17 protein-coding genes are annotated in these 25,547 nt (G+C 55.8%); 4 read left to right on the top strand and 13 right to left on the bottom strand.

The features are described from left to right. Positions 1–4 precede the first annotated feature (4 nt). The gene (locus Pla100_RS03180) at positions 5–1,630 is read left to right on the top strand and encodes a sulfite reductase subunit alpha (RefSeq protein ID WP_146576187.1); all 1,626 of its coding nucleotides are present in this window, start codon (positions 5–7) and stop codon (positions 1,628–1,630) included. A 338-nt stretch (positions 1,631–1,968) separates the two neighbouring features. On the opposite strand, the gene Pla100_RS03175 is transcribed toward Pla100_RS03180, so the two are convergent. The 5 genes from Pla100_RS03175 to Pla100_RS03155 all read right to left on the bottom strand — a co-directional run bounded on the left by Pla100_RS03175 (position 1,969) and on the right by Pla100_RS03155 (position 10,207). Beyond that, entirely contained in the window at positions 1,969–3,021 is a 1,053-nt protein-coding gene (locus tag Pla100_RS03175; RefSeq protein WP_146576186.1) for a threonine aldolase family protein, read from the bottom strand. A gap of 125 nt (positions 3,022–3,146) precedes the next feature. Further along, complete coding sequence (locus tag Pla100_RS03170; RefSeq protein WP_146576185.1) at positions 3,147–4,565, bottom strand: L-serine ammonia-lyase; 1,419 nt, start codon at positions 4,563–4,565, stop codon at positions 3,147–3,149. 472 nt (positions 4,566–5,037) lie between these two features. Next, a complete protein-coding gene (locus tag Pla100_RS03165; protein ID WP_146576184.1) occupies positions 5,038–8,433 on the bottom strand; it encodes a hypothetical protein in 3,396 nt (1,131 codons plus the stop codon). Beyond that, positions 8,433–9,053, bottom strand: a complete 621-nt coding sequence (locus tag Pla100_RS03160) for a KdsC family phosphatase (protein ID WP_231602614.1) — start codon at positions 9,051–9,053, stop codon at positions 8,433–8,435. Before Pla100_RS03160 ends, Pla100_RS03165 begins: the two co-directional genes overlap by 1 nt. Beyond that, positions 9,050–10,207 (bottom strand): KpsF/GutQ family sugar-phosphate isomerase, encoded by a 1,158-nt coding sequence (locus Pla100_RS03155; RefSeq protein WP_231602613.1) that lies wholly within the window; start codon positions 10,205–10,207, stop codon positions 9,050–9,052. Before Pla100_RS03155 ends, Pla100_RS03160 begins: the two co-directional genes overlap by 4 nt. Before the next feature lie 917 nt (positions 10,208–11,124). Here Pla100_RS03155 and Pla100_RS03150 point away from each other — a divergent pair. From Pla100_RS03150 to Pla100_RS03140, 3 genes are all read left to right on the top strand, one after another. Continuing rightward, positions 11,125–11,307: a hypothetical protein gene (locus Pla100_RS03150; protein ID WP_146576183.1), complete on the top strand. Its 183-nt coding sequence runs from the start codon at positions 11,125–11,127 to the stop codon at positions 11,305–11,307. Between the two features lie 342 nt (positions 11,308–11,649). Then, entirely contained in the window at positions 11,650–12,288 is a 639-nt protein-coding gene (locus Pla100_RS03145; protein ID WP_146576182.1) for a hypothetical protein, read from the top strand. Between the two features lie 37 nt (positions 12,289–12,325). Then, positions 12,326–15,412 (top strand): FG-GAP-like repeat-containing protein, encoded by a 3,087-nt coding sequence (locus Pla100_RS03140; protein ID WP_146576181.1) that lies wholly within the window; start codon positions 12,326–12,328, stop codon positions 15,410–15,412. Here the strand turns inward: Pla100_RS03140 and Pla100_RS32365 are convergent. From Pla100_RS32365 to Pla100_RS03100, 8 genes are all read right to left on the bottom strand, one after another. Then, the gene (locus tag Pla100_RS32365) at positions 15,371–15,727 is read right to left on the bottom strand and encodes a DeoR family transcriptional regulator (RefSeq protein WP_146576180.1); all 357 of its coding nucleotides are present in this window, start codon (positions 15,725–15,727) and stop codon (positions 15,371–15,373) included. The two genes, Pla100_RS03140 and Pla100_RS32365, sit on opposite strands and share 42 nt — an antisense overlap. Before the next feature lie 250 nt (positions 15,728–15,977). After that, complete coding sequence (locus Pla100_RS03130) at positions 15,978–17,585, bottom strand: ABC transporter permease (RefSeq protein ID WP_146576179.1); 1,608 nt, start codon at positions 17,583–17,585, stop codon at positions 15,978–15,980. Then, complete coding sequence (locus tag Pla100_RS03125) at positions 17,582–18,523, bottom strand: ABC transporter ATP-binding protein (RefSeq protein WP_146576178.1); 942 nt, start codon at positions 18,521–18,523, stop codon at positions 17,582–17,584. The genes Pla100_RS03130 and Pla100_RS03125 overlap by 4 nt, the downstream gene beginning before the upstream one ends. Continuing rightward, positions 18,520–21,084, bottom strand: a complete 2,565-nt coding sequence (locus tag Pla100_RS03120) for a hypothetical protein (protein WP_146576177.1) — start codon at positions 21,082–21,084, stop codon at positions 18,520–18,522. The genes Pla100_RS03125 and Pla100_RS03120 overlap by 4 nt, the downstream gene beginning before the upstream one ends. 79 nt (positions 21,085–21,163) lie before the next feature. Continuing rightward, entirely contained in the window at positions 21,164–21,880 is a 717-nt protein-coding gene (locus tag Pla100_RS03115) for an FHA domain-containing protein (protein ID WP_146576176.1), read from the bottom strand. Then, entirely contained in the window at positions 21,880–22,785 is a 906-nt protein-coding gene (locus Pla100_RS03110) for a type II secretion system F family protein (RefSeq protein WP_146576175.1), read from the bottom strand. The genes Pla100_RS03115 and Pla100_RS03110 overlap by 1 nt, the downstream gene beginning before the upstream one ends. Before the next feature lie 39 nt (positions 22,786–22,824). Beyond that, entirely contained in the window at positions 22,825–23,688 is an 864-nt protein-coding gene (locus tag Pla100_RS03105; protein ID WP_146576174.1) for a type II secretion system F family protein, read from the bottom strand. Then, positions 23,672–25,546, bottom strand: a complete 1,875-nt coding sequence (locus Pla100_RS03100; protein ID WP_146576173.1) for an ATPase, T2SS/T4P/T4SS family — start codon at positions 25,544–25,546, stop codon at positions 23,672–23,674. The genes Pla100_RS03105 and Pla100_RS03100 overlap by 17 nt, the downstream gene beginning before the upstream one ends. Between the last annotated feature and the right edge of the window lies 1 nt (position 25,547).

Genomic DNA, 25,547 nt, shown 5'->3' with positions numbered 1-25,547 from the left:
TCCCATGACGAGCTTCCTGCCCGAAACGGCCCCATTCAATGACGAACAACGCGCCTGGCTGAACGGATTCTTTGCCGGCCTGACCGGAATGCAATCCGGAGATCCTTCCACCGCATTGGCGATCGGGATGACTGCCGTAGGCGAGGTCGATACCGCTCAGCAAGAGAAGCAAGAAGAGGAAGACTTTCCGTGGCATGATGCGTCGTTACCTATCGTCGATCGCATGGAACTCGCCGAGGGTCGACCCATCAAACGCAAGCTGATGGCGGCGATGGCCCAGCTTGATTGTGGATCATGCGGCTACCTCTGCGAAAGTTACAGCGAAGCGATCGCCAACGGCGATGAAAAGAACTTGACTCTGTGCAGCCCTGGTGGCAAAGAAACCAAGCAGATGATCAAGAAGATTCTTGCGGAGGCATCCGAGGACGGCACGGCTTCCAACGGATCAGCCAACGGCAAGGCAACCAACGGCATGCCAACAAGTGGGGCGGCCACCAACGGAAAAGCGGCCCAGTGGTCTCGGCAAAACCCGTTCACCGCCAAACTCATCGAATCACGTAAGCTCAATCAGGAGGGATCCGCCAAAGACACTCGTCACGTCGTGATCGATCTATCTGGTTCCGGATTGAACTACCAAGTCGGCGATGCACTGGGCATCTATCCGTCCAATTGTGGTGATCTGGCCGCGAAGCTGATCGATGCGATGGCCGCCGATTCACAAGTCAAGGTGACAACGCCGGCCGGCAACGACAAGCCACTACTGCAGGCGTTGTGCGAAGACTGCTGTTTGAAGGATCCCTCCGATGAGTTGATCGAACTACTGATGCAACGCATCTCCGACGACGTCGCCAAGGCCACACTGCAAACGATGCTCGACGAAGGAGTCCCAGATGGTTTCGACGTGCTCGATGTTTTCGAAGTCGCTCGTGGTGCGACCGTTACAGCGACCGAAGTGATCGAGACCCTTGAGCCACTTAACCCACGGCTCTATTCGATCGCCAGCAGTATGAAACAAGTCGGCAATCAAGTGCATCTAACCGTCGGGAAAGTCGTCTATGAACGCGAGGGACGTGTCCGCAAAGGCGTCGCCAGCACGATGCTCGCCGATCGTATCGCGTGTGGCGAAACGATCCGCGTGTTCATTCAACCCAACCATGCCGGTTTTACCGTTCCGGCCGACCCGCAGACGCCCATGATCATGGTCGGCCCCGGAACCGGAATCGCGCCCTTCATCGCTTTCCTACAAGAACGCGCCGCGACCCAAGCTCACGGGAAGAATTGGTTGTTTTTCGGCGACCAGCACGAAGCGTTCGATTTTCTTTATGAAGAGGAACTGAAACACTATCAATCCGAAGGCTTGTTGACACGATTCGATACCGCGTTCAGCCGCGACGGTGATGTGAAAGTATACGTGCAAGATCGCATGAGAGAGAACGCCGCCGAACTTTGGCAATGGCTGTGCGAAGGAGGTGTGTTCTACGTTTGCGGGGACGCAACACGAATGGCCAAAGACGTTGATCGCGCGCTGCAGGACGTGATCGCCGAGCAGGGCGGATTAAGCGACGAGGAAGCCGCCGCGTACCTCAAGGAACTGACCAAGGACGGGCGATACCATCGCGACGTCTATTGACGTGTTCTTGTTGTCTGCATCGTAACCCGCTGCGTAAGCTTTTTATGCCCCACAAGTCCTCATATATTGCTCCCCTGCCAGCTCGCCTGGCAGGAAGCCGAGGTTGGCAAGCTAGACACAAGCAGCAGTTTTCCCAATCTTCCGAGTTTAACTTGTGCTCGCCGCTGGAAGCGGCGAGCACAAGTTAAACTCGTAAGATTGGGAGGGCGTCGGTGTGTAGCTTGCAAACCTTATTCACCCACGAGACGAGCTCGTGGGGGTCAAAAAGATGTGTAGGATAAAGAGCTGCGTAAGCGAGGGATGATTCAATATCAATTATCCCTCGCTCACGCTTCGGGTTACGATTCAATCAGTCCGACCAATTGGTCGATCTCCGCTTGGGTCGTTGCAAACGACGTGACGAAGCGATACAGACCGTACCCGTCCGGCAGACGACCTTCATAATCCGCCGGGATCGGCCATGCGTAGAACTTCACACCCGCGTCGCTCAAACGTTTTGCTTCACTCTTTGCCATTTGAACGAACAACTCATTAGCTTGGCGTGGCCAAGCCAATTGCATGTTCGGACGATCGACAATACCAGCCTCCAGGTGAGCTGCCATCGTGTTCGCATGGGTCGCCAATCGCAGCCACAGGTCATCATCCAAATAAGCATGGAACTGCGCAGCAATGAATCTTGTTTTGGAGAACAACTGTGCCGCTCGCTTGCGGATGTATGGTAGTTGCTTCGCCCGCGCGGGATCAAAGAACACAACCGCTTCGGCGCACCAACAACCGTTCTTGGTGCCACCGAACGACAACACATCCACGCCCGCTTTCCATGTCATGTCGGCTGGTGAAACGCCCAAACTGACCAACGCGTTGGCGAACCGGGCACCGTCCATGTGAACGGGCAGTCCTGCGTTCTTGGCCAGCGAAGCAAGCTCGGCGATCTCGTCGAGCGAGTACAACGAACCGACCTCGGTCGATTGAGTCAAAGACACCGCCATCGGTTGTCCACGGTGAACGAACGTCGGATCGAAACGATCAAGCACTCTGGCCAGTTCCGCCGGATTGATCTTTCCCAACGGGCCGTCGAGCGGCGACAAGCGGGCACCGCTGGTGAAGAACTCGGGTGCTCCCGCCTCGTCTTGGATCAGATGCGATTCGCGATGACACAACACAAAACCGCCGGGCCGGTTGACCGCTGACAGTGCTAGCGAATTGGCCGCCGTTCCGGTGCCGACGAAGAAAACAGCGACTTCTCGTTCGAATAGTTCGTTGAATCGCCGTTCCAAACTCAAGTCCAAGTCGCTGGTCCCGTACGCCGGTGCAAAACCGCTCGCATGACGCGTCAGCGATTGCATCACTTCGTCGGCCGCGCCGGACCAATTGTCACTCGCAAAGAACATGGTTTCCTTTTTTCAAGCCTATCCGAAAAGGGGTCTGACCCTTTGGAGGCGAGTCGATAGTCGTCACTTTTCAGGTGTAGCCGGAGAGGGTCAGACCCCTTTTCGGATAGGGTTTTAACGAGAGCCTAACATTCGCTCAGGTTCACCGCCAAGCCGCCTCGCGACGTTTCTTTGTATCGCGTGGACATGTCGGCACCGGTTCGTTTCATCACGCGAATCACCCGGTCGAGCGAGACGTGATGCTGGCCCGTTCCCCGCAGGGCGAGGCGACTGGCATTGATCGCCTTGACCGCTCCCATCGCGTTGCGTTCGATGCAGGGGATCTGTACCAAGCCCTTTATCGGATCGCAAGTCAATCCGAGGTTGTGTTCCATGCCAATTTCTGCGGCCTCTTCGACCTGGTAGGGCGTGCCACCCAAGGCCTCCGTCAAGGCTCCTGCCGCCATCGAGCATGCCACGCCGACTTCTCCCTGGCAACCGACCTCTGCACCGGAGATCGACGCGTTTCGTTTATACAGTGATCCGATCGCCGATGCGGTTAACAAGAAATGATCAATGGTTGTCGGCGTAACGGCATGGCAAAAACGATCAAGGTAGTGCAACACAGCAGGGATGATTCCCGCCGCACCGTTGGTCGGTGCCGTTACGACTCGACCGCCCGCTGCGTTCTCTTCGTTGACTGCCAAGGCGTATAGGTCGACCCAGTCGAGGATGGACATCGGATCGCGAACAATCGACTCGGCATTCTTGCTGAGCGTTCGAAACAGTGCCGGAGCCCGTCGTTGGACGTTCAATCCGCCCGGAAGGATGCCTTCGTTCTGGCATCCGCGAGTCACGCACGCCTGCATCGTTTCCCAAATCTTCCGAAGACCGGTCTGAATCTCTTGTTCGCAACGGAACGATTTTTCGTTCTCGAAAGCGAGTTCCCAGATTGAGATTTGATGAAGTTGGGTGAGTTCCAGCAGTTCGCGTGCTGACGAGAATGGATACGGAACTTCGACGTTGATAGCGGTGGCAGGTGGCGTGACCGACTCCTGGTCGTTCGCGGCCTCGACCCGAACCACAAACCCGCCACCGATCGACGCATACGTCGATTCGTGAACCGGCGTCTCGGTCTCACGGTCAACGAACGCTTGGAAACGGATGCCATTGGGATGTGCGTCCAGTACGATTCTGCGATTGAAAATCAAATCGTGATCTTCGTTGAATACGATCGGGCGGTTGCCCGCCAACGGGAGTTGCTCGGTCTCGCGGATCGTTGATAGCTTCTCGGCGATCGAATCAGGATCGATTTGATCGGGCACTTCACCGCACAATCCCATGATCACGGCCACGTCGGTCGCGTGCCCAATCCCGGTCAAGGCCAGCGATCCATACAGATCAACGCGAACGCGCGAGACGGTTTCGGACTGGCCGCGTTGCTTAAGTTCCTTGAGGAACATTTCCGCAGCCCGCATCGGCCCGACCGAATGGGAACTCGACGGCCCGATGCCGATCTTGAAGAGGTCAAAGACTGAGTAATACGGGGGTGGATTGGAAGACAATTCGGTGAACCTTCAGTAGAAATCCGTGTGTTTCAGATCGTTTGCGAGTCACGATAGCATGATCCAAATCATGGCGACGCGATAGCAAGTCAGTGGGGCGTTCAATTATCCGTGCTGAAGATTGAACGCAGAGTTCGCCGAGACGCAGAGGGCCGCAGAACCTTGTGTTCGACTTGCCTCATTTAGTTCTCTGGTCCTCTGCGTCTCAGCGTGCTGTATGTTTGAAGAAATCGCTTGTGGGTGGCACTCTCTGCAAAATCAGAACTCGCCGGCGTCTTGATTTGGTCGTATACCAAATAACAACAATTGGCCGATGGGCGTTAGTCCCGGTGCTAGCGGGCAGTTGATTAAATCGTAACCCGCTGCGTAAGCGAGGGATGAGTCGATACCAATGATCCCTCGCTTACGCAGTGGGTTACGAAAAAATCGCAACTTTAAAACTCACGCGTCATGTTGCGAATCAACCTTCGTGTCATTTGCGATTGCGATCGTCGGCTCCGGATGCGAAGTCGGCATTGATGCTTTCGATTTGCGACGAGAGCAGCTCGAACGGTTTCAGCCGCAACGTCATTGTGCGAATGGCTACGTTGATGACGGGTTTTCCGAACGGATCGGTTTGCTGAAAACGTGCCGGGCGTCCTGGGATGCCTTGGATGGTGACTAAGTCTTTGGCGACCGCGTAACTGCACCGATCGGCGGTGGCTTCGGAAAGTCCACGGTCGGTTCGGCTGCGGAAGACAACGCCGCTGGAGGCTTCGAGTTCGAGCGAGGGCGGTTGACGGGAGGCTCGACGACCGGGGATCGCAAACTTTGGGGTTGGCGAGGTTACCGCTGGATCGATCGACAACCGAACTTGATCGCAATCGAGCGTCAGATCATCCAGTCCGAGTTGATCCAAGTCGGACGCTTCGAAAGTCTCACTAAAATCAGCAACGATTCGTCGGGCGATCCGCACGCCTCTGGTGAACGTGAGTGATTTGGCGAGCAAGTCACCTCGCATCGCCTCTTGGAAAACGAGATGCACGCCATTGATGATGATCTCCTCGGGGTTGGTCTGTGGCTTGTTGGTCGCGTCTTCGATCATTCCGGGAACGTCGATCGATGCCATCTCACTGTTGGCGGTATCGCGAGTCGATGATGCTTGGTCGTCTTTCTTGACGCCGCGGATCCAGCCTCGGTACGACCCCGGGCCGGGCGCAACGAGTTGGCCGGCGAGTTTTTCTTGATCGACCGGCGAGGTTGTTGGGGTTTGAGCCGGGATCCAGTTCAGGCTGGCGACGGCGAGTTCGTGACGCGATTCTCGAATCCCGTCGGCGGTGAACTGATCGACGCGGACTTGGACGGGTTGAGCCCCGGTTTGCAGCAGCGAAATCTGTTTCAGCCGAGTGGTTTGGAACGTGGCGGGCGTTCTCAGTTCAACGGGTGTTTCCAAGATGAATTTCAGCTCGTCACCACGAGCGAGGATTTCGGCAGGTTGATCGTTCGTCACAATGGCGGCTTCCAAATCGACTCCGCCATCGAGCGTTGCGACTTGACCATCGAACGTCATCGAACCGCCGAAACGACATCGCGGACTGCGAGTCCATCGGGCCGAGTCGATATCGCCTGGACCAGCCATTGCGTCGGAGCTACCCGACAGACGGTTCAGCGGCGGCAGGAATTGACTCGGCAAGACGAACTCACCGGCCGACGGAATCCAAACATAGTTGTCGTCGGGACGTACCTGGATCTCGGGTCCGATGAAGTAGCCATCGCCCATTTGTAGTCTTGCGGGCACACCTGAGCTGCTGCCTAATTGCAATACGTCACTTCCGCCACCGTCGCGGACTCGCAAGTGATCGCCGGTCAACACCGCCAGCAGGCTTGATGGACGTCCGTCTTTCTGCGATGACGCCGACTGTTTCAATTCGAGCGGATGAGTGACTTCGACGCGTCCGATCACACTGAGGTCGGTTGCCGTGAGGGCTCGATCGCCGAAGGTTAATTTTGCCGTGACCTCATCGCCTCGTATTGTCGCGGGCGGTCGAACGTCCGACGATATCGTTTCGCCCGATGGGTTGGAACCAAAGGTACTGGGTGAACCGGAGGTACCGGGTTGGCTGACCCATTGACGGATCGACGAATCCGATTCGGTCGCGACCGCAGTGCCTGGATGCAGCACCTTCTGTTCGAAGAACAAATTCATTTGCTCGGTACTGGCTACCAGCGTCGGCGAGGTAACTTGAACGTGGCCGATCGCCGCGAACCGATCGGGGAACCATTGGTGGTTGATACTCGAGCCCGGTTGATTGTTTTGACCCAACGCAGTTTTTTGGTCGTCGGTGACGGGCTTGAGAACACCTTCGATCCGATCTGTTGTGAACGTGCCTCCGTCGGACAACGTCGCTTCGATCGCGCCGTCACACCAAACGCCGAACCGCACGTCCATCGCATCGGGCGTGGCGACGTCCAAGGGGGAGATTCGCAAGCTGTCTCGCCATCGAAATGATTTCAAGACCGATGCTTCCGACTGGTATTGCAGGTCACCGCGGCCGACGACTTCGACGGTACCGAGTTGTTTGGGCGTTTTCGGGTTGAAACGATAAACGATCCGCGACAACATCGCGATCAAATCACCGTGTTGAATACGGATCGCATCGCCGGAGTCGGAACGTTGAGTCGGCGATTGACCTAATGTTTGCCCCGGCGTTCGCATCGGTTCGGCAATCAACCAACCTTCCATCGGATCGAATTGAACCTGACTGGCCGATAATTGGAAACCTTGCGTCGGCATCGAAAGACGCACCGGGTTTCCGGTCGCTTCGATCCGATCGATCCAGTCCATCGCGGTTTCTCGAGTTCGATGGGAATTCAGCGGATCTCGCAGGGTCAAACGCAACAGTTCACATTCAAACCGGTCTTGTGTCGGATCGGATTCCGTCGGATCGATCGGGGTGGAACCGGGATGCATCGACGCGGACATGGCGAGCGCTTCGTTGGTTGTTCGTACCAAGCGAACCTTCCGATCGAGCAACAACTGGTCCATCGCAAAGTCATACTCGATCCGACCATCGCAACGAATTTGAACGAGCCCTTGATCCGTCCCGGCAGGGTCATTCGCGTCGCCCAGCGGCAGCGTCAGGTCACGCAAATAGATCAGCTCCATGCGGTCGAGCGATCGGGAGATGTTTGATTGGCTAGAGGTGCCGCCCGCTGAACTTGCCAAGTGCAACGTCAAGTCGCGTCCGACCATCGTCGCCCGGCCGACTTGCATGTGAATCGCCTCGGTCGTCCAAATTTTGCGACGATCGATCCCGACGTTCGCCGTTCGAATATCAAGCGTTTGGTCTTGATCACCTGCGGCGGACGGGTCGACTTGATAAGCGGAACCATCTTGAATGTTTTCTTTAACCCGGGCATTGATCCGTCGGATATGAACTTCGCCCATCAATTGGCCGCGTTGAATCGTGGGTGCGACGCCGCTCATCACATCGAGCGAGTCACTAAACTCGATGACGGCACCTTGGGCGGCTTCGATCACGATCGGCTGTTCAGATCCGTCGGCCTGCAAGCCGCGACCGATGACCATCGTGATCGGCCACAGTCGCCATTTCTTTCCGCCGGCGCGATCCTCGGTGTCTTGCTCCCAATTCTGAAACAGCAGCATTCCGTCTTGGGTCTTCAATCGAATCGAACGACCACGCTGCCAAGCGTCGTCTGGGTATAGATCGACTAACGTTTCATCGTTGTCTTGAAGCACACGTTTAGGGATCGGGGCGCGATCGACCGTAGGCGGCTCGAGCCATCGAGCCACGGTCATTTGGTATCCGCCCATGATCAGAACGAGGACACTCAGCCCCATCAAATAATCGCGAAACGATCCGCCCATTAGTCTCCTTCCGAAGACGATTGCGGCGTTACTGGATCAGCTTCCAATTCGGCGACGCGTTGATGCCATGTTTGGCCGCCCCGCATTAATCGCTCGATGACTTCGCGAACGACGCCTTGTCCGCCGAGGGAAGAGGTCGTCCAGTGGGCGGCCTCGCGGGCATCGGTCGCGGCGTCATCTGGCGCGATCGCCAAGCCGACTTTTCGCATCACGCACAAGTCCGGTAAGTCGTCGCCGATGTAAGCGACCTGTTCGGCGGAGACTCCCATGGCTTTCATCATGGTTTGGGCGGCCATCCATTTGTTACCGGCCGCTTGGACAAGATGTTGGATGCCAAGTTCTTTCGCGCGATGGGCGACCAGCTTGCTTTGCCTCGCAGTGATGATGCCGAAGTGAAATCCGCCCATCATCCAAAGTTTGATCCCCAAGCCGTCGCGGACGTGAAACGATTTCAATTCATGACAGACTCGTCCCGCATCGGCGGCGTATTGAATGCGTCCGTCGGTCAAGACGCCATCGACATCGGTCAAGATGCAGCGGATTTGCGACGCCCAATCCAAGTCCGATCGCAAACGGTCGGCGGTCGGCATGCGGGGGACTTCCGGCGTTGGCGAACTCACGATGGATCTTTCGAATGCGTGTTGGGAGTCGATCGTGTCGATTCGGGAAACAGTCTCACGACCGCAGATGAATCGGTTTGATTCGACTTGGTCATCAGGTCCGGACGAACGTCTCCGGCCGCGATCAGGTCGGTAATGTCGATCATCCCGATCGGGCATGCTTGATCGTCGATGACGGGCAGTTCGCTGATGCGTCGTTGGGATAGGATCGCGACGGCTTGGCCGAGGGTCTGGCCGCTGCGAACGCACACCGGGCTGCGGGTCATCGCTTCGCCGATCGGTCGATCGAGGCTGAACTCTTCGCGTCGTTGCAACAGTTTGACCAAGTCGCTATCGGTGAATATCCCCGAAAGTTGCCCTCGATCGTTGATTAACATGACCGCGCCGCTGCGGCGTTCGAGGGATCGGCTGGCGATCGCCTCACGAATCGATACGGTGTCGTTTGCCAGCCGGCATTGGCTGTGCGGTCGCATCACATCGTCGACGCTGGCGAGCTTGCGACCGAGCGCGCCACCGGGGTGAAACTTGGCGAAATCATCGGCGGCAAAGCCTCTCAGTTTCGAGGCGAGCATGGCGATCGCATCGCCCAGAGCGAGCATCACCGTGGTACTGGTCGTCGGAGCTAGCCCGTTGGGGCAGGCTTCGACATGCCGTCCGATCGGCACGACGTGATCGGCGAGATCGGCTAGTGGATTGTCGGTCGTGGCGGTCACGGCGATCAATCCGGCCGCTTGTTTTTGAAGATAACCGCACACGCGGACGACTTCTTCGCTGCGTCCGGAATTGGAAAACGCGATCACCAAGTCATCCCCGCGAACCCGCCCCAAATCGCCGTGAATCGCTTCGCTGGGGTGCAGGAAATGGGCCGGCGAACCGGTGCTGGCTAACGTCGCGACGAGTTTTTGTGCGATCCATCCCGCCTTGCCGACGCCGGTCAACACGACGCTGCCCCGGCAGTCCGCGATCCGCTGAGCGGCTTCGACCGCAGCGGTGGACGCCTCATCGCAGGCCGAGCGGATCGCGTCAGATTCGGCGATCATCGTGTCGCGAATGACGCGGACGCACTCGAGCATCGGCATCGCCGACCGTCGCGTTTTCGCCGAAAATTCAGGCGATGGCGCGGAAACGCGAGGCGAAGAAGATTGTGGCAACACGATGGCATCCGTGCAAAACGTGCGAGAAATTCAGATTCAGACCGTTCGCAGGCTACCCAAATCACCAACTCGGCCGCAAGACGAGCCCGATCAGGCTGGCGGCGTGTTGATTAAGTGCGTTCGTCAGTTTTTGTGAGCCGATGGCGCTATCGTTTCATCCACATTTCACTTTAGGGTGTCAGCAACGTGGCTCGACGGTCCTCCGTCGGAAGAAGAAAAGGGGGAGCGGAAAAGAAAAGCGGAGCGGAGTCGTTTCTGATATCTACCCCCTTCCCCTTATCTTGCTGTGTGCCCGCTGGCCTTCCCAGTCGTGTTAGCCGGGCGGCATCGTGTCGCCGGGCTACGTCATGCGGCGATGCCCTGTCGCCGTCGTCCAGTGATCTACTCCCCACTGGCGGCCTCCAGCCGACAACAGCAGCGACCCACTTCGCGTGCGTCGCCTGCGTCTTCCCTTGGATCCAACGCCCGTGCGGCTTCGTGCCGCAAGCGATGGCGGACTTCCCTGTCGGCCAATAAGAAAGGCCATCTTTCGGTGGACTGTTGAAGCGACGTTTCACTCCAGTGCAGTAAGTGGCACCTGCCCGATTCGGTATCGGACCTCGTTATCGTTCTCCGCTGAAAACCGAAAACCTAGCCTGACCCCGGCGCGAGCCTTTCACTTGGTTGTTGAACATCGGGTCTTACGCGTTCGATCCGAGCTCGAGGCCATGCCACGGCAAAGATGAAAACCGCCAGAAGCAGTGTCGAAAACGCGATAAGCGACCGTCGCACAATCATCAGTATCGAACTCGGACGGACAAAAAAACAAACAACAAGACTAAATTCAGCTTAGTACCGCGATAGGCTACTTGCAACCGGTTTGGCCGTCGCTCATTCTTAAGGAGTTCTTATTCTTCAACGTCGCAGGAGTTTCCCTTATGTGGTCAGTTAGAAACGTTTTGTTGGTCTGTGGTTTGGTAATGTTTAGCTTGTTGCACACTGGATGTGGAGGTTCGACCGAATTGACTGTCACGGAACCGCCCGTCGAACCGTCCAGCGGTATTCCTGAAGGGGTCGATCCGGCACAGTACGAGAAAGAGATGAAAGAGGCCGGGTTGTAGAACTTATCCGCGAGGCTTCGTGCGAACTCACTCCGATCTCCGGAATGAATTGTATCGCGTTCTAGAGCGTCGGATGAGCCCTTAACTTTGGACAATAACAGATTCCAAAAAAATTTGGAATTCCTTTCCGTGGCGTTGGTGTGCGGTCGGGGGCCAGTCCCCGAGATTTGTTAGGATCGCGGTAGGGACGACCGTCGCCAGTCACCTCCGCACAGATCCGTACATGAACCTTGACTCATACGGCTCTTGCCGCCAGTCGAACGCGAAATCGTTCGCTGGGGAATGGGTGCAATGTCTTCGGGCAGGGAATATGTTTCTCGAACAGGATAGTGAACGCTTCGCGTGGGGTCAGGACTCAATGGCGGAAAAGATCCTAATGCGGCTTACCGAAAGTATGTGAAGGCTGGCTTAGTCAGCCCAACCGACGCAAGTGTTAATCGCCTGAAAGACTGGGTTTACGGCAGTGAAGACTTTCTTCTTAAGGCGGTTTTGCCGCAAAATGTAGCGGAAGTCGTCAAGACTTTCAGACCGCGCCGCTTTTACCGAACGAAACTCTTGACGAGTTCCACTACGACGAAATCGCCGCAGGCTCGCGTGAAACGCGGCGATAACTTATGTAGGGTAATGCAATTAGCAGCAAATGAAGATGCCGAAAAATTTGAATGGCAAACTCGCCGGTCGTCAGTGATTACTGTTGATGATGTCATCGAGAACACCGCGAAGAAGTATGGTGTGTCGCCTGCTGAGTATTCTGGTTTTCGAAGCGGTGCGGGTGGAGGCGACGTGGCGGCGTACCTCTGTCGCCGTTTCACATCCGCAACACTTGCCGGACTATCAGAGCGTTTTGGCTTGGGGCATCCTGACAGTTCGTCGGATATGGTAAAATGGGCAACGGAACTGATTGAGTCCAATAGTGTAGTTCGGAAACGTGCCAAGCGAATTGAGAAAACCCTGCTATCAAAACCCGAAACCCGAGTCTGATCCCACGCGAAGCGTTTCTGCTTCACGAGTGAGCTGTTTGATTGCCGCATTGTGGATGCTGCTGGCGGGTTGCCATGGATCGAACGATTCACGTGACATCAGGCCGGACGGCAACTCGGATGAACTACAGGCGTTCCGCACGGCAGTCCAACGCCAAGATTGGCAGCAAGCGGACAAGTCTTCGCAATCCATCGCGTTAAAATATCACGATCAGCCTGACGTGTTGGCATTGTTGGCCAAGGTTGCGTATCACAACGACCGTGTGGACCAATCCGCTGACTTGATGTTCGATGCGGTGCGTAAGGATGGATTTGCCGACTCGGCCTTGGTCAGCCAGGCTTTCATCGCCTTGGTTTCATCTGGACGCTTCTACGATGCCGTCGAACTTAGCGAGTCCGCATTAGCGCAGTATCCAGACCGCGATGAGCAACGTCGCACGCTGTTCAATGTGCTCGTCGAAATGGGCCGCCACGACTTGGCGGTGCCGCACGGTCGGCATTTGATTCGACAGCGTAAGTTCGATTTCCAGTTGCTGACTTACCTGTCGGGCTGGGTTGGCCAAGCGTTGGTTCCGGAAACGATCGAAGCGATGGCCAAGCGTCGCCCAGAGGATTTGCGACTCCGATTCGGGATTGCGAAAGCCAATTTTGAGTCAGGTCAACACGAGCTTTCCGAACAAGAACTTCGGAACATCATCGCCAAACACCCAGACTTTGTCGTGGCCCAGCTGCTGCTGGGGCGAGTGCTCGCCGTGAGCGGATCGACCGAGCAGCTGGCGGCATGGCACTCCCACTTGCCAGCGAATATCGACTCACAGAGTGAATACTGGTTGACTCTTGGTGATTGGTCTCGCGATGTGGGGAACGAACCAGACGCTTTGCGATGCTATGCCGAAGCCGCGAGGCGTGATCCCAACAGCAACTTGGCATGGGCGAAGCTAGCCACCTCGCTACAGGCGACGCCGCAGTGGGGTACCGGCGCGTTTCGCTCTGCCGTACGCGAGCGAACCGAAGACCTGGCACGGCTGGAGGAAGAAATCTGGCGGTTTGTCGTGCAGGGGCAAACGTCGCCTGCAACCTGCGAATCGGTTGCGCAAACGCTGGATACATTGGGACGTCTCTGGGAGGCCGAGGCCTGGGCCGCAGCAGGCACGCTGCTTCCGGCTGAGACTGGAAGTGTCGGCCAAATGCGCAACACGATCGTCAAGCAGCTGACCAAGTCGACACCCTGGCAAGTCACGCTCGGGCGGCAAGAATTCTCGATGCGACTGGACATTCCGCCATCGATCGACGTGATCGCACGCAAGGACTCACCGGATCGAGAAAAGCAGGCGGCGATTCCGTCGCCGGGTAGATCAACCTCGATTTTGCTACGCGACGAAGCGACGTCACGCGGAGTCAACTTTCACGGGAAAACGTCGGAGGTGATGGATGCGCCGGACGCATTGTTCTACACGATCTTCGGATGCGGCGGTGGCGCGATTGATTTTGATCTCGACGGTTGGATCGATCTGCATGTCACGGATGCCGGGGGCACACCGCCGCGACAAGACTCTCGGCCCAATCGAATGTTTCGCAATCTCGACGGTCACTTCTTGGACGTCACGGATCAGGCTCAAGTGGGCGATCAAAGTTTCGGCCAAGGGATCGCGGTCGGCGACCTCAACGAAGACGGGTTTCCCGATATCCTGCAACTCAACTTCGGGCCGAATTGCATTCTGATCAACAATGGCGACGGCACCTTTGCACGGCACGAAGTCGACGACACGATTTCATCAGGCTGGTCGACCAGCGGGGCGATTGCCGACATTGATGGTGATTCTCTCGCCGACGTGGTGTCGCTGCAATATTCGGATGACCCCAGCGTCCTGACACGTCGTTGCCGCAGTGGTGACGTCAACGCCGTTTGCTCACCCCTCGTTTTTGCGGCAGCAGCGGACATCGTCTTGCGAGGATCCGCGGAAGGCAAGTTGGAACCTTACAACGAGCGATGGAATATTTCGCCCGGGACCTTTGGCCGTGGTCTGGGCGTTGTGGTGGGTTCGCTCGATCAGATGCCGGGAAATGACATCTACGTTGCCAATGACATGAGCAACAATCATTTTTGGTCGAAATCCTCCGAGGCCGAAACCGGGTTCACCGACCTCGGTATCGTCAGCGGGCTTGCGATTGACGGCCAGTCGCAGCCTCAAGGATCGATGGGGATCGCGGTAGCCGATTTCGATTTTGACCACCGACCCGATTTGTTTGTGACAAATTACATGGATGAGCAGAGCACAATCTACCAACAGATTCTTCCCGGATTGTGGCAGGATCAATCCAGCCGGCGCGGACTCGCCAAGCCAACGCTTCCTTGGGTCGGCTTCGGAAGTCAGGCCGTCGATTTTGATTGTGACGGGCTTCCCGAGTTGGTTCTCAGCAATGGACACATTGCGATGCCGGTCAAGGACGGCAACAAACCATCGGACGATCCAAGTCTGCAATATGCCCAGCCACCGCAACTTTTTTGCATGAATGAATCAGGCACTTTTTCGGAGCAGATTCAGTCGCCAGGCAGTTACTTCGACACCCCGCATGTCGGCAGATCCCTCTGGTTGTGCGATGTCAACCGTGATGGACACGTCGACGTCGCCGTGACTCATCAGACCGAGCCGCTGGCAATCCTGGTGAACCAAACCGAAAACGACAATCATTGGGTCAAGTTTCAACTGAAAGGGACGATCGCCTCGCGGGATGCCATCGGTTCCAGCCTGCGTGTGCGATGTAAGGAAACTAGCTGGACGGTCCCGTTGACTGCCGGCGACGGCTACATGTGCAGCAACGAGCGGGTGTTGCATTTGGGGTTGGGACGCTCCGACCAGATCGATCAAGTGACGGTCACGTGGCCGAACGGTTCGACCAGTGAATTCCAAGACCTGGCCGTTGACACGACCTGGTTAATCGTGCAAGGCAAAGAACCGTTTGAGTTCAGGGAGAAGAAAAGGGGAGCGGGGTCGTTTCGGATATCTACCACCTTCCCCTTTTCTTGCTTCTACGGCTCCAGAGCGGTCTTCGAAGCCAATCCAGAACAACAAGGATTGAAACTAACGATCACTCAACGCACAGCCGATGCCTTCGGTAACTGAGAGGGCCAGGGCGAACGCTTCGTCGAAACAGAGCACACCGCCGAGCGGAAAGCCGGCTGAACGGAATCGTTCCAGATCGCGACGAATCGTTTTGGAACTGACTTCGAATCCAGATGCTAACTCCTCGACATTGAGCCCCAACCGACTAGCCGCAAGTCGACGCAAGAGCCCATCTGCCGATCGATCGTGCTTGTTTTTTGCCCCATTGATGCCCCTGATATCTAAACAGTGTTCGTAGCCGCTTTCGAAACAGCGTGTCTCCGCAACATGGTAGGTGGTGGAAATAGCCCTCGCTTCATCCACACCAGAAGGCATTCGAACCACTAAGCATCGCGGGAACAATAAGTGGCATGGGCTTCCAGCCTTTTTATACCCCGCAAGTCCTCATGGATTGCTCCCCTGCCAGCTCGTCTGGCAGGAAGCCGAAGTTGGGAGGGCGTCGTTGTCTAGCTTGCCAACCTTATTCACCCACGAGACGAGCTCGTGGGGGTCAAAAAAGATGTGGGTATAAAAGGCTGGAAGCCTATGCCATTTTTATAATGCGGCAGTTAATGTTCACGCGATGCTAACTTCCACTGCGGTCCAAAATCACTCGCGATGGAACGGCGACTTTTCGATACTGGTACAGATCCCGCATCGCGAGGGTGTTGGCGATCGTGATCACCCCACCCGCAATCGCTGCGATGAGCGATAAGTGAAAGGGAATGCCGCTTCGCTCGAAACCGGCGGTGGCCGTCCAAGCCCAGTCGATGATCTCGAGATCGTTGTACTGCGATGGCAAATCGCCGTTGATCGCGACGTGAATGACCGAGGGCGCAAATGCGGTCCCGATCAACACGAAGAACAGAACAATCAACGCAAGCGGCAGCGACAACTTCGATCGGATCGCGAACGGCAGCGTCAGCAACCGCACGATGCCAAGGTAGCCAGCCAAATAACCGACCATGGTCAATCCGAACAAGATCGGTTCGGTCGTGACGTTCGTTGACCTGGCGAACGTCCCAAAGAGGCTCAGCCCAACGATCGCGACGCTGCCCGTGCAGACGGCAAACAAATACCCGCTCGACGGCCCCGGGGAAAACGCAGTCAAAAACGCCCGTGTCGCAAACGTTGAGGGAAGATCACGACGAACCCGAGGACTCAGTTCTCGGGGTTCGACCAAGAAAATCGTTCCCGCTACTAGCCAGTAAGCGGCCAGGACAAGACTGCCGAAATTGATCGGTTCGAAATCATCGTAATAGATCGAGACACTGATGATGGTGACAATCCACATCGTTTGCTGACACAACATCCAGTATCGAATCGAGGTACTACGGTTCTCGGTCACCGGTGCGATCTGCGCCGCCGCTGCTTTTAGAAACAGCACCACAAAAGTAAGCGTCATCAAGGACGTCAATCCGGTGAACATCCAGGCTTCCCGGGTCGCCGCGAGATTCTCGCCGATGATGCCCGCCAAACAAATCATTGCGACGATAAACTGAACGAATACGATTACCGCCACCAAACCCACCATGGCGAACGATTGCCCAACAAACCCTGTCATCAGCGGAGCAATCATCAGTGCGAACGCACTTAAGAAAAAACCCGCCATCAGTACCGCGACTAGCACCATGCTGATTTCCGCTAGTCCGATACCGCGCAGCAGGTACGTGAACGCTAGACTCGGAACGACGGCGGCGAAATAAAGCAACATCTGCAGCACGGCGCTGGCGAACTTCCCACGGATGATCTGTCGGCTGGCGAGCTGGGTGATCGAAAGCAGTTCGAAGGTGTCATTGTCGATCTCGCCGGACAACGACCGATACGCGGCTAGCGGGACGAGACCGAAGATCGGTACCGCCATCACAAAATAGAAACCGACCAACATCGCACCACCGGTCGGCAAGTAGTAAACCTCTGGCGCATTGAAAACGATTCCCAAAATGGTCCACAGGATCGTGGCAATCAACAATAAAAAGAACGTCACCAAGAACTGTAGGCTCTTGAGCGACTCGCGTGCTTCCTTGATTAAGATCGGATTGAGCCGATCGGTCACACGAAATGTGATGCGATCGATCCAATCGAGAAAGCCGTCCCCCTCCGGATCGAGGGCCAAGGCGTGATGCGGGATTTCTACGGTCGGTCCGAGCATCGGTCCCGATGGTGTTGGAATCGATTCGCCTTCTTGTCTCATTGAACCTGTCCCTTCGTCACCGCCAAAAAGACGTCTTCCAACGTTTGATCATCGCTTCGGTATTGCAAGATACGGACGCCGGCATCGAGCAACTCCTTGAGCACATCCGCTTGGGTGTCACGGTCACCCGTCATGGAGACATGTATCCGGCAACCCTCGATACGAAGTTTCGTGACAAAGTCTTTCGATTCCAAACAGTCAACGGCAGCCTCCGTTGAACCAATGACTTCGATGCAAACATGGCGATGAGTCGCCGCGTCACCGCGAATTTCTTCGACCGATCCGGTGGCCAGGAGTCGGCCTTGTTCGATGATGCCGACGCGGTCACACATCTCGGCCAACTCGGTCAGGATATGGCTGCTCACCAAGATCGTCTTGCCGTCCGCCGCGAGCGTGCGGATGATCTTGCGGAGTTCGATTCGGGCGCGAGGATCGAGTCCCGCTGCCGGTTCGTCTAAGATCAAAACCGACGGATCGTGAATCAGTGCGCGGCCCAAACACAGCCGCTGTCGCATCCCTTTGCTCAGCCCTCGGATCGGTTTGTCCGCTAGCGGTCGGAGTCCCGTAAAGTCCATCACCCATCTCATACGGGCGGTTCGTTGTCGGCCGACGAGTCCGTGGGATCGTGCGTAAAAGTCCAGGTACTCGGCGCAGTTGGTATTCCGGTAGGTTCCGAACGCGTCCGGCATGAAACCGAGCCGCGTCCGAACACGATCGGGATCGTTTACAGATGAAAGCCCTTCGATTCGGGCATCGCCCGCGCTCGGAATCTCCAACGTGGCCAAGATCCGCATGCTCGTGGTTTTGCCGGCGCCGTTGGGGCCGATGTATCCGAACACGCTACCTCGCGGAACGCTAAAGGAGACATCATCCACCGCCTGAGTCGACCCAAACGATCGTGAAACGTTTTGAAGTTCGATGACCGCGTCTTCGCTCATTTGGCGAGCCCCATGATGATGTGGGTGGCGATCGATACTTCGGATGACTCGGTGGGGAACCGAGCAGGATCGACTTCCGAAAGACCAACAAAGCCGTTCGATGGCAAACTCCTCATCCATCGCTCCAAACGCCGCTCCAGCATCGGACGATCGTCGGCGGGATTATTCGGGTTGTAAGCCCGCGACCAATTGCTGCGGACGTTGGGTACCAATCCTACCGGCGGAAGTTCGTCGTCGCTAATCAGATCGCCAACGGCCTGTTGCGAAGACGGCTGCATGACCATCGATGCGCCGGCGGCGACGCGGTCCACGAAATGGTAACGGGATTTCGAATCCCGATAAACAAGTGGTCCGATTGCCAAGTGGGAACGATTGTGAACGAGCACTTGGTCTGCGTCGGACTTCCGTTCGAAACTCAACGGTGATGGGGTACCCGTTTCCGGGCGAATGACTTGGTATTGAACTTGCGACCGAGTCGGCAAAAAATCGCCTGACCAATACTGAGCCTCATCGGTCCATCGTACGCGACCATTGGGCGGAAACCCGATGTTGCCATTGCGACTAAAATCCTGCACGCAAAGGGGCAAGACGGGCAAAACTAGCGATTGTCGATCAAACCGCAGCGCATCGGTTCCGAACGATGAGTAGATGCTGGAACGATCCTGAGAAACGACGACTTGGTTGTCCGCGTCCACCCAAGTCCATTGATGGGTTCGCAATTTCGTCCCCAGGCCATCGGAGAAGAACGCGTAAACAAACAGACCACTCGTAAAGAACACAGCCAAGGCCGGCGCGCCAAAATACAGAAAGTACATCCGATCGAACTTTCGCAAGACGAGGTAAGCGATCGGTCCGACAATCAAGACAAACAGAGTGTTGAGCGTCAGAAACGCCTTCACCGGCGGTCCACCCACTGAATCAATCAACCACCGCCAATAGTTGGTATTGCCATGATCATATCGCAAACCGTGTCGTTGGACCCATGGCGTCGCGAGGGGCTTCTCCAATAATACCGCTTCCAACGTCATCCAAAACTGAAACGATCCTGGGAACGGGTTCTCTTGATGAATCAGTAAGATCTTTCCCAAGCCGTAAACCGCCGTTTCGATCGTGTCAGCCAGTTCCTCCGGAGGAACGATTGCGACCATTTCGCTGTTCGTCTTGACCAAGTCATCGTAGACCGCTTTTCGAGTACGAAATTGGTTATTTCCGTACTGCGATTGTTTAGTAATCGATCCGTTCCATTGCAGATCGGAAAGTGGGGAAGTGTCATTCGGACCGCTCAAGTCCAACCTTGCGATCACGTCGGCGGGTTTGGGAACGATGCGGCCCGATGGCTTCTCGAAGATTTGCGATCCAAACGAAGCCTTCGTTTCGAGAATGGCCGCATCGGTTCCGAAGAGAAGCAGCACGCCACCGGCGGCTACGAACTGAGACAACGAATCGACGACCGACGGATTGCTTTCCTTCAGTTCAGACCAAAGTGATGCCTCGACGATCACCAAGTCCAAGTCGCTATAGGCTAACCAATGCTCAGCCAAGTGAGGTTGTTCGAGCGAGCGATATTGGACAAAAGCCGCTTGCGTTTGAGAAACCAAGGCGGCTTTCTCCTTCCACGTCAGAACCGACTTGTCGTCTTCCTCCGGAATCGGTGCCAGTGTATTTTCGTTCTTTCCGAAGATTGTCGTTAACGAGCGCACGTCCGGATAGTGTGGATCGTTGAGCCCGCGATGGACGATTCCGATCGTCCATCGCTGTGCGACGTAAGTGAATTGGTTGCCGTTAAGGTAAGCCGTCAGTTTCCGATCCGAGACTTCTTGTCCATCCTCGGTGACCCAGATTTGCAATTGGTTCGTCGCGGTAAAATGCGGGATCAACATTTGATGAGTCACAATCTCACCCGATTGATCCAGCTTGAAAGACTGCGACGTTGTCGCCGCCAACCGAGCCATGTAGTGATGGTGGCTGGAAACGAACACGGTCACATTGTGCTCGGCCGTGAACACACGCCGTGTTGGCGTGAACTGCAGATGCAAGTTGAGGTAGCCGCCCTGGCCCGGCTGTTTCTCCGTGCCAACTAGCATGGTGTAGTCCAGCATTTTGCCGCCGGTCGGATAGGTTCCCACCCAGTTCACATCCGCGAAGGACTTCGAGCCAGACAGGGCAAGAAGCATTGCCGCGAGCCAAACGACGATCTTTTCTGAGTTCAAACGCTTCTCTGGAGGTGTCGTCTCGCCAACAAGATGCGTCGGCTGTCCGCGTCGGCCAGTCGGACGACGGGCAACACCTCGATTGGTGAAAAACGAATCCCAAGCCATCCCGAACAAGAACAAGGCGGCGTAAGACATCACGGTGGCGAAGGCGATGCCGACGAGCAAAACGAATACCTGAGCCCATCGATTCCCGCCAACGGCGATTTGGCATATCGCAAAGAAGACGGCAGCCACCGTTACCAAACCGATCATCCAGCGGATCGAGAATCTCGGCAGCGGTTTTTGAGGGAGTTCTTCGTCGGCCTCGTCACTGCTCACTGATCCGCCTCGCCAAACGCATTGATTCAAAGCCTAGTTTTATTCAACAGATTACCACGACCGGGCCAAAATCAAACCGGACGGTCGGTGACGCAACGATCATGAGGAATCAACGCAAACCGGCAATTCGGCTCGAAGCAAACTGCCGCGTTTCATCGACGAGTGAATCGGACGCGTTGTTGGCCCCAACTAAATGATAACGCAATATGATCTCATAGGCTTCTCTCGCTTCGTCGGACTTGGATCGGCCCCACCGTCGTTCGATGTTGCGGGCTTCCGTCAAGTATCCCAACAGGACACGATGCCCATGGCTTAGGTTCTTCAGTTCACTACCGCCGGCGGCTTCGTATCGTTGAACTAATTCATCAAACCGAACTTCCGATCCGGTTGTCGAGACTGAGGATCCCTTGTCGTTGGCGAGCATGTAAAAGCAGAGGATGGCACAGACGGCGATGACCACAACCTGGACGGCGTTTTGGATCGTTTTGTCTTGGGCGGAACCTTTTTCAATGGCATCGACGGATACACTCGTCGTGTCCGCGAGTTCCAGAGTGACACTACGGGTTAAGCCGATCGTCGCTCCGACCGGCCATTCGGCCATCCCGCCCACGTCGACGAGTTGCTGTCCCACGTAGATCGGGTACTGGTTCTTGTTCTCAACAAACACCGCCGAACCGCTGACTTCGACCATCGTCGCCAACGCATTGACTTCGGGATGCGCGATCACGATGTCACAGGTCGCCGCACTGCCGACGGATTGTTTACCACGTATCAAGTCGTACTGACCGAGTGATGATTGATCTGAAAAAACACTCAAACGCATCATTAGAATGACTCTCCATCGGCGAATGCGGTTAGCACGAAAGGGGCAACGACAATAAGTAAACAGGCCAGCATGATCAGCATGGCGGGGAAAACGATGGCCACTTGGGATTCCTCGGCTGCCTTTTCCGCCCAATGCGACCGTTTCATCCGCATTTGTTCTGCTTGATTTTGAAGAATACCGCTCAGTGGAGTGCCGAGTTCTTCACCTTCGTTGATCGACTTGATGACCTCGGTGATGTCGGGATCGCGAACTCGATTGGCAATCCCCATTAATGCCTTCCCACGGACGGCGCCCATTTGAATTTCCTTCTTCACGAGGGCCAGTTCCTCACCGAGCGGGTTGTTGCGATTCTCAATGACTGCCACATCGAGGCACTCGCCGAATCCGGCTCCGACCCCCATCATCAAAGCCATTAAATCGATCGCCGCCGCGAATCGTCGCTTCATGATCAATTGCCGTTTGGCGGCATTCTTTCGAAGCGTCTGCGCGACCGACCACTGCATGACGTAAAACACGAGGACGCCCAAACAGACCGATCCAAAGAACGACGAACCAAGGATGAATCGTCCCACCAAAAAGCTGCACGCCGCGATGAAGCAGCTTTCGCAGAATTTCAGATTCAGATACTCCGTCGCTGTCCAGGGCTCACGGACACCGGCAGCGGCGAGTTGGAAATCGGTTTCCTCGATTGTTTTTGGTTTGATCTTGCGCGAGCGGTTCCATTCGTCGATCAAAGGTTCAAAACGTCGATAGGTCGGATTGCGTTGACGCAACAATTCGCGACGCTCGATCTCGAAACGTCCCACGTCACGCAACGAGACTCGCTCACGGGTAACGATTTCGAACAACGCCCACGTCAGCAGTCCGATGCTGGCGGCGTACAACGCACTGCTGATCGCAATCATGATGGGTTCACCAATATTTGATTCCAGGGTCTCATCGAGTTACAAATCCAAATCCAGGATGCTTAAGCACCACTTCCAAGCGACATACACGATCGCCAAAACGGTGAAGACCACCAATTGGCCGACGAACGTTTCGAACAACACGCCGGTCGAAACCGGGTCGAGAACATAAAACATTCCTAAGAACCCGATCGGAAACAAACTCAGGATGACGGCCATTCGTTTGCCCGCCGCCGTGTCGGCTTCGACTTTTCGTTCGAGCCGCTGGATTTCTTCGAGCCCGCGGCTGATGCGTTCCAACGAAGTCGAGATGTTGCCGCCTTTTTGCAACGTCACGATGATCGCGGAGGAGAACGTGGTAAACGACTCGATATCGAGTCGTTTCTGAACTTCACGAATCGCATCTTGTAACGGTCGGCCGGCCCGGTAATCTCGGGAGATTCGCTTGAGTTCGAGCGAGAGTGGTTCGGGCGTATCGAACGCGACCTTTTCAATCGCTTGCGGCAATCCGAGACCGGCACGGCATCCATTGGCAACGCCGACACTCGCCCGCACCAACTGGTCCCGCAACATCGAACGCCGCCGATCGAGCATGTAATCAAGGAAATAGCGGGGTGAGACAAAGATAACAAAACCAACAAACAACGCGATCGGTATCATTTGCATGATGATGCCCAAAACAACGAAGCTGCCGACAAGCGTCACGCCCCACCATCGCATGTATCGATCGAGGGCCGAGTCATCGATATTCAGCCGCCGTAATTTGGGCTTGATGTCGGCCAGATAACGTCCGGTCACCAAATCCCAGGTTGGTCCGAGCGAGAAGATCGTCAGAAACGTCGCCGCAGCAATCGAGAGGCAAGCAAGAAACAAAAGCATGTTCGTCTCAACGGTAAAAAGCATCAAGGTCGATCAATTCACGAGCAAGCAGTTCGCTCATGAACGAAGGCAACGCACCAGTGGGCATCAATTCCGCGTCATCGGTTTCATCATCGAGCAAGAAAAGATCCTTCGTTCGGAGTACCTGCTCACTCTTATCGTAGCCGACGAATTCGGTAATCTGCGAAACACAACGTCGACCGTTGTTTAATCTGGAGAGCTGCACCACGATATCGATCGCCGATCCGATTTGGCTGTGGATGGACGAGATCGGCAGGTCCGCCGCCGTTTGGACCAAGACTTCGAGTCGCTGGATTACGTCTTCGGCGGTGTTCGCGTGAATCGTCGTCATCGAGCCATCGTGGCCGGTGTTCATCGCCTGGAGCATGTCGAGCGCTTCGGGGCCGCGACACTCGCCGACAACGATGCGATCCGGACGCATTCGCAATGAGTTCTTGACCAGATCGCGAATCGTGTACTCGCCGGTTCCTTCCAAGTTTGCCGACTTCGTCTCCATCCGAACGACATGTTGTTTTTGAAGTTGCAGTTCGGCGGTGTCTTCGATCGTAATGATCCGCTCTTTGTCAGGAATGAAGTCGCTCAAACAGTTGAGCATGGTCGTTTTCCCGGTTCCCGTCCCGCCGGAGATCAGAATGTTGCAACCTTTGAGAACACACGCTTGCAGGAAATTTCTCGCCACTCGCGATAAGGCACCTTTACGAACTAAGTCGTCGATCAGCATCTTTTTGGAGGGGAACTTCCGGATCGTCAAACAGGGACCGCTAATGGCCAGCGGTGCGATCACCGCATTGACACGGCTACCGTCGAGCAATCTCGCATCGACGAGCGGTTCGGCCGTATTGATGCGTCGTCCGACGCGGTTGACGATCCGTTCGATGATCGCGACGGTGACGTCATCGGATACAAACCGCCGACCGGATTTTTCAAGCACGCCGTTTTTCTCGACATAGATCTTGTCGCGGCTGACGACCATGATCTCGGAGATGTTCGGCATCCGGATGAGGTCTTCGAGCGGTCCGTAGCCGAACAGGATGTCTTTGACTTGCTTCTTCACGTACGCATGAGCGAGGTATCGCAAGAAGTCACTGCGGCCGGTGATCTTGCGTTTGCCGCACAGTAGGTTCCAGCGGTCGTGGAAACGTCGCTCGATCTGAGCAATGCGTTCACTCAGATCGGCGGACTTTTGCACGGATAATTCGGACTCGATCTCGGCGATCCACTCGTCAAGTGTCCGTTCCATGTCGGGCATCGACGTTAACATCCTTGTCCATAGTTCGTTGCTTTTGACCTCATCGTGACGTCCTTCGATCAGTCGACGTAGCAAGGCACCCTGCGTTTGCATGGCGGCGGAATGCATGACGACGGATTCGCTTTCGGGTGATTCAAATCCGTGCGTCCTAGCGAGTTCCTCGATGTCATGCTCGAGCTGCAACAAGAAGGCATCGGATTGTTTCCTCGAATCATCGGCGTCTTCGACGTCCAAACGAGCAAGCAAGTCACGGTGAATCGTGAGCACCAATCTTGAGATCTGATCGTCGAGCGATGCGTCATCACCAGCGAAGTCGACCGCGTTTTCGATCTTGAGCGTGAAGGGAAAAATCTCGATCGATTCGCTATGCCCGATGATCGCCCGTTCGCCCATTCGCACCGCGCTTTGGCCGACGATGATTTCATTATCGCCCAGTGGGGTCAATTCCCATGTATCGCCGTTGCGATTAAGAATCGCATGGGTCGGCGAAACGTAGGGATTGCTCAAAACGATGTCGTTTAACGACGGATTCGAGCCGATGCGTATGATCGATTCGGTCGAGTTGAAGTAGGTGGGTGACGCATCACCGAGTCGGTTGAAGGCGATTCTCATG

Source organism: Neorhodopirellula pilleata (assembly GCF_007859915.1).
Lineage (GTDB): Bacteria > Planctomycetota > Planctomycetia > Pirellulales > Pirellulaceae > Rhodopirellula > Rhodopirellula pilleata.
Note: the sequence above shows the minus strand (reverse complement) of the source record. Positions and strands in the feature narration are given on the sequence as shown.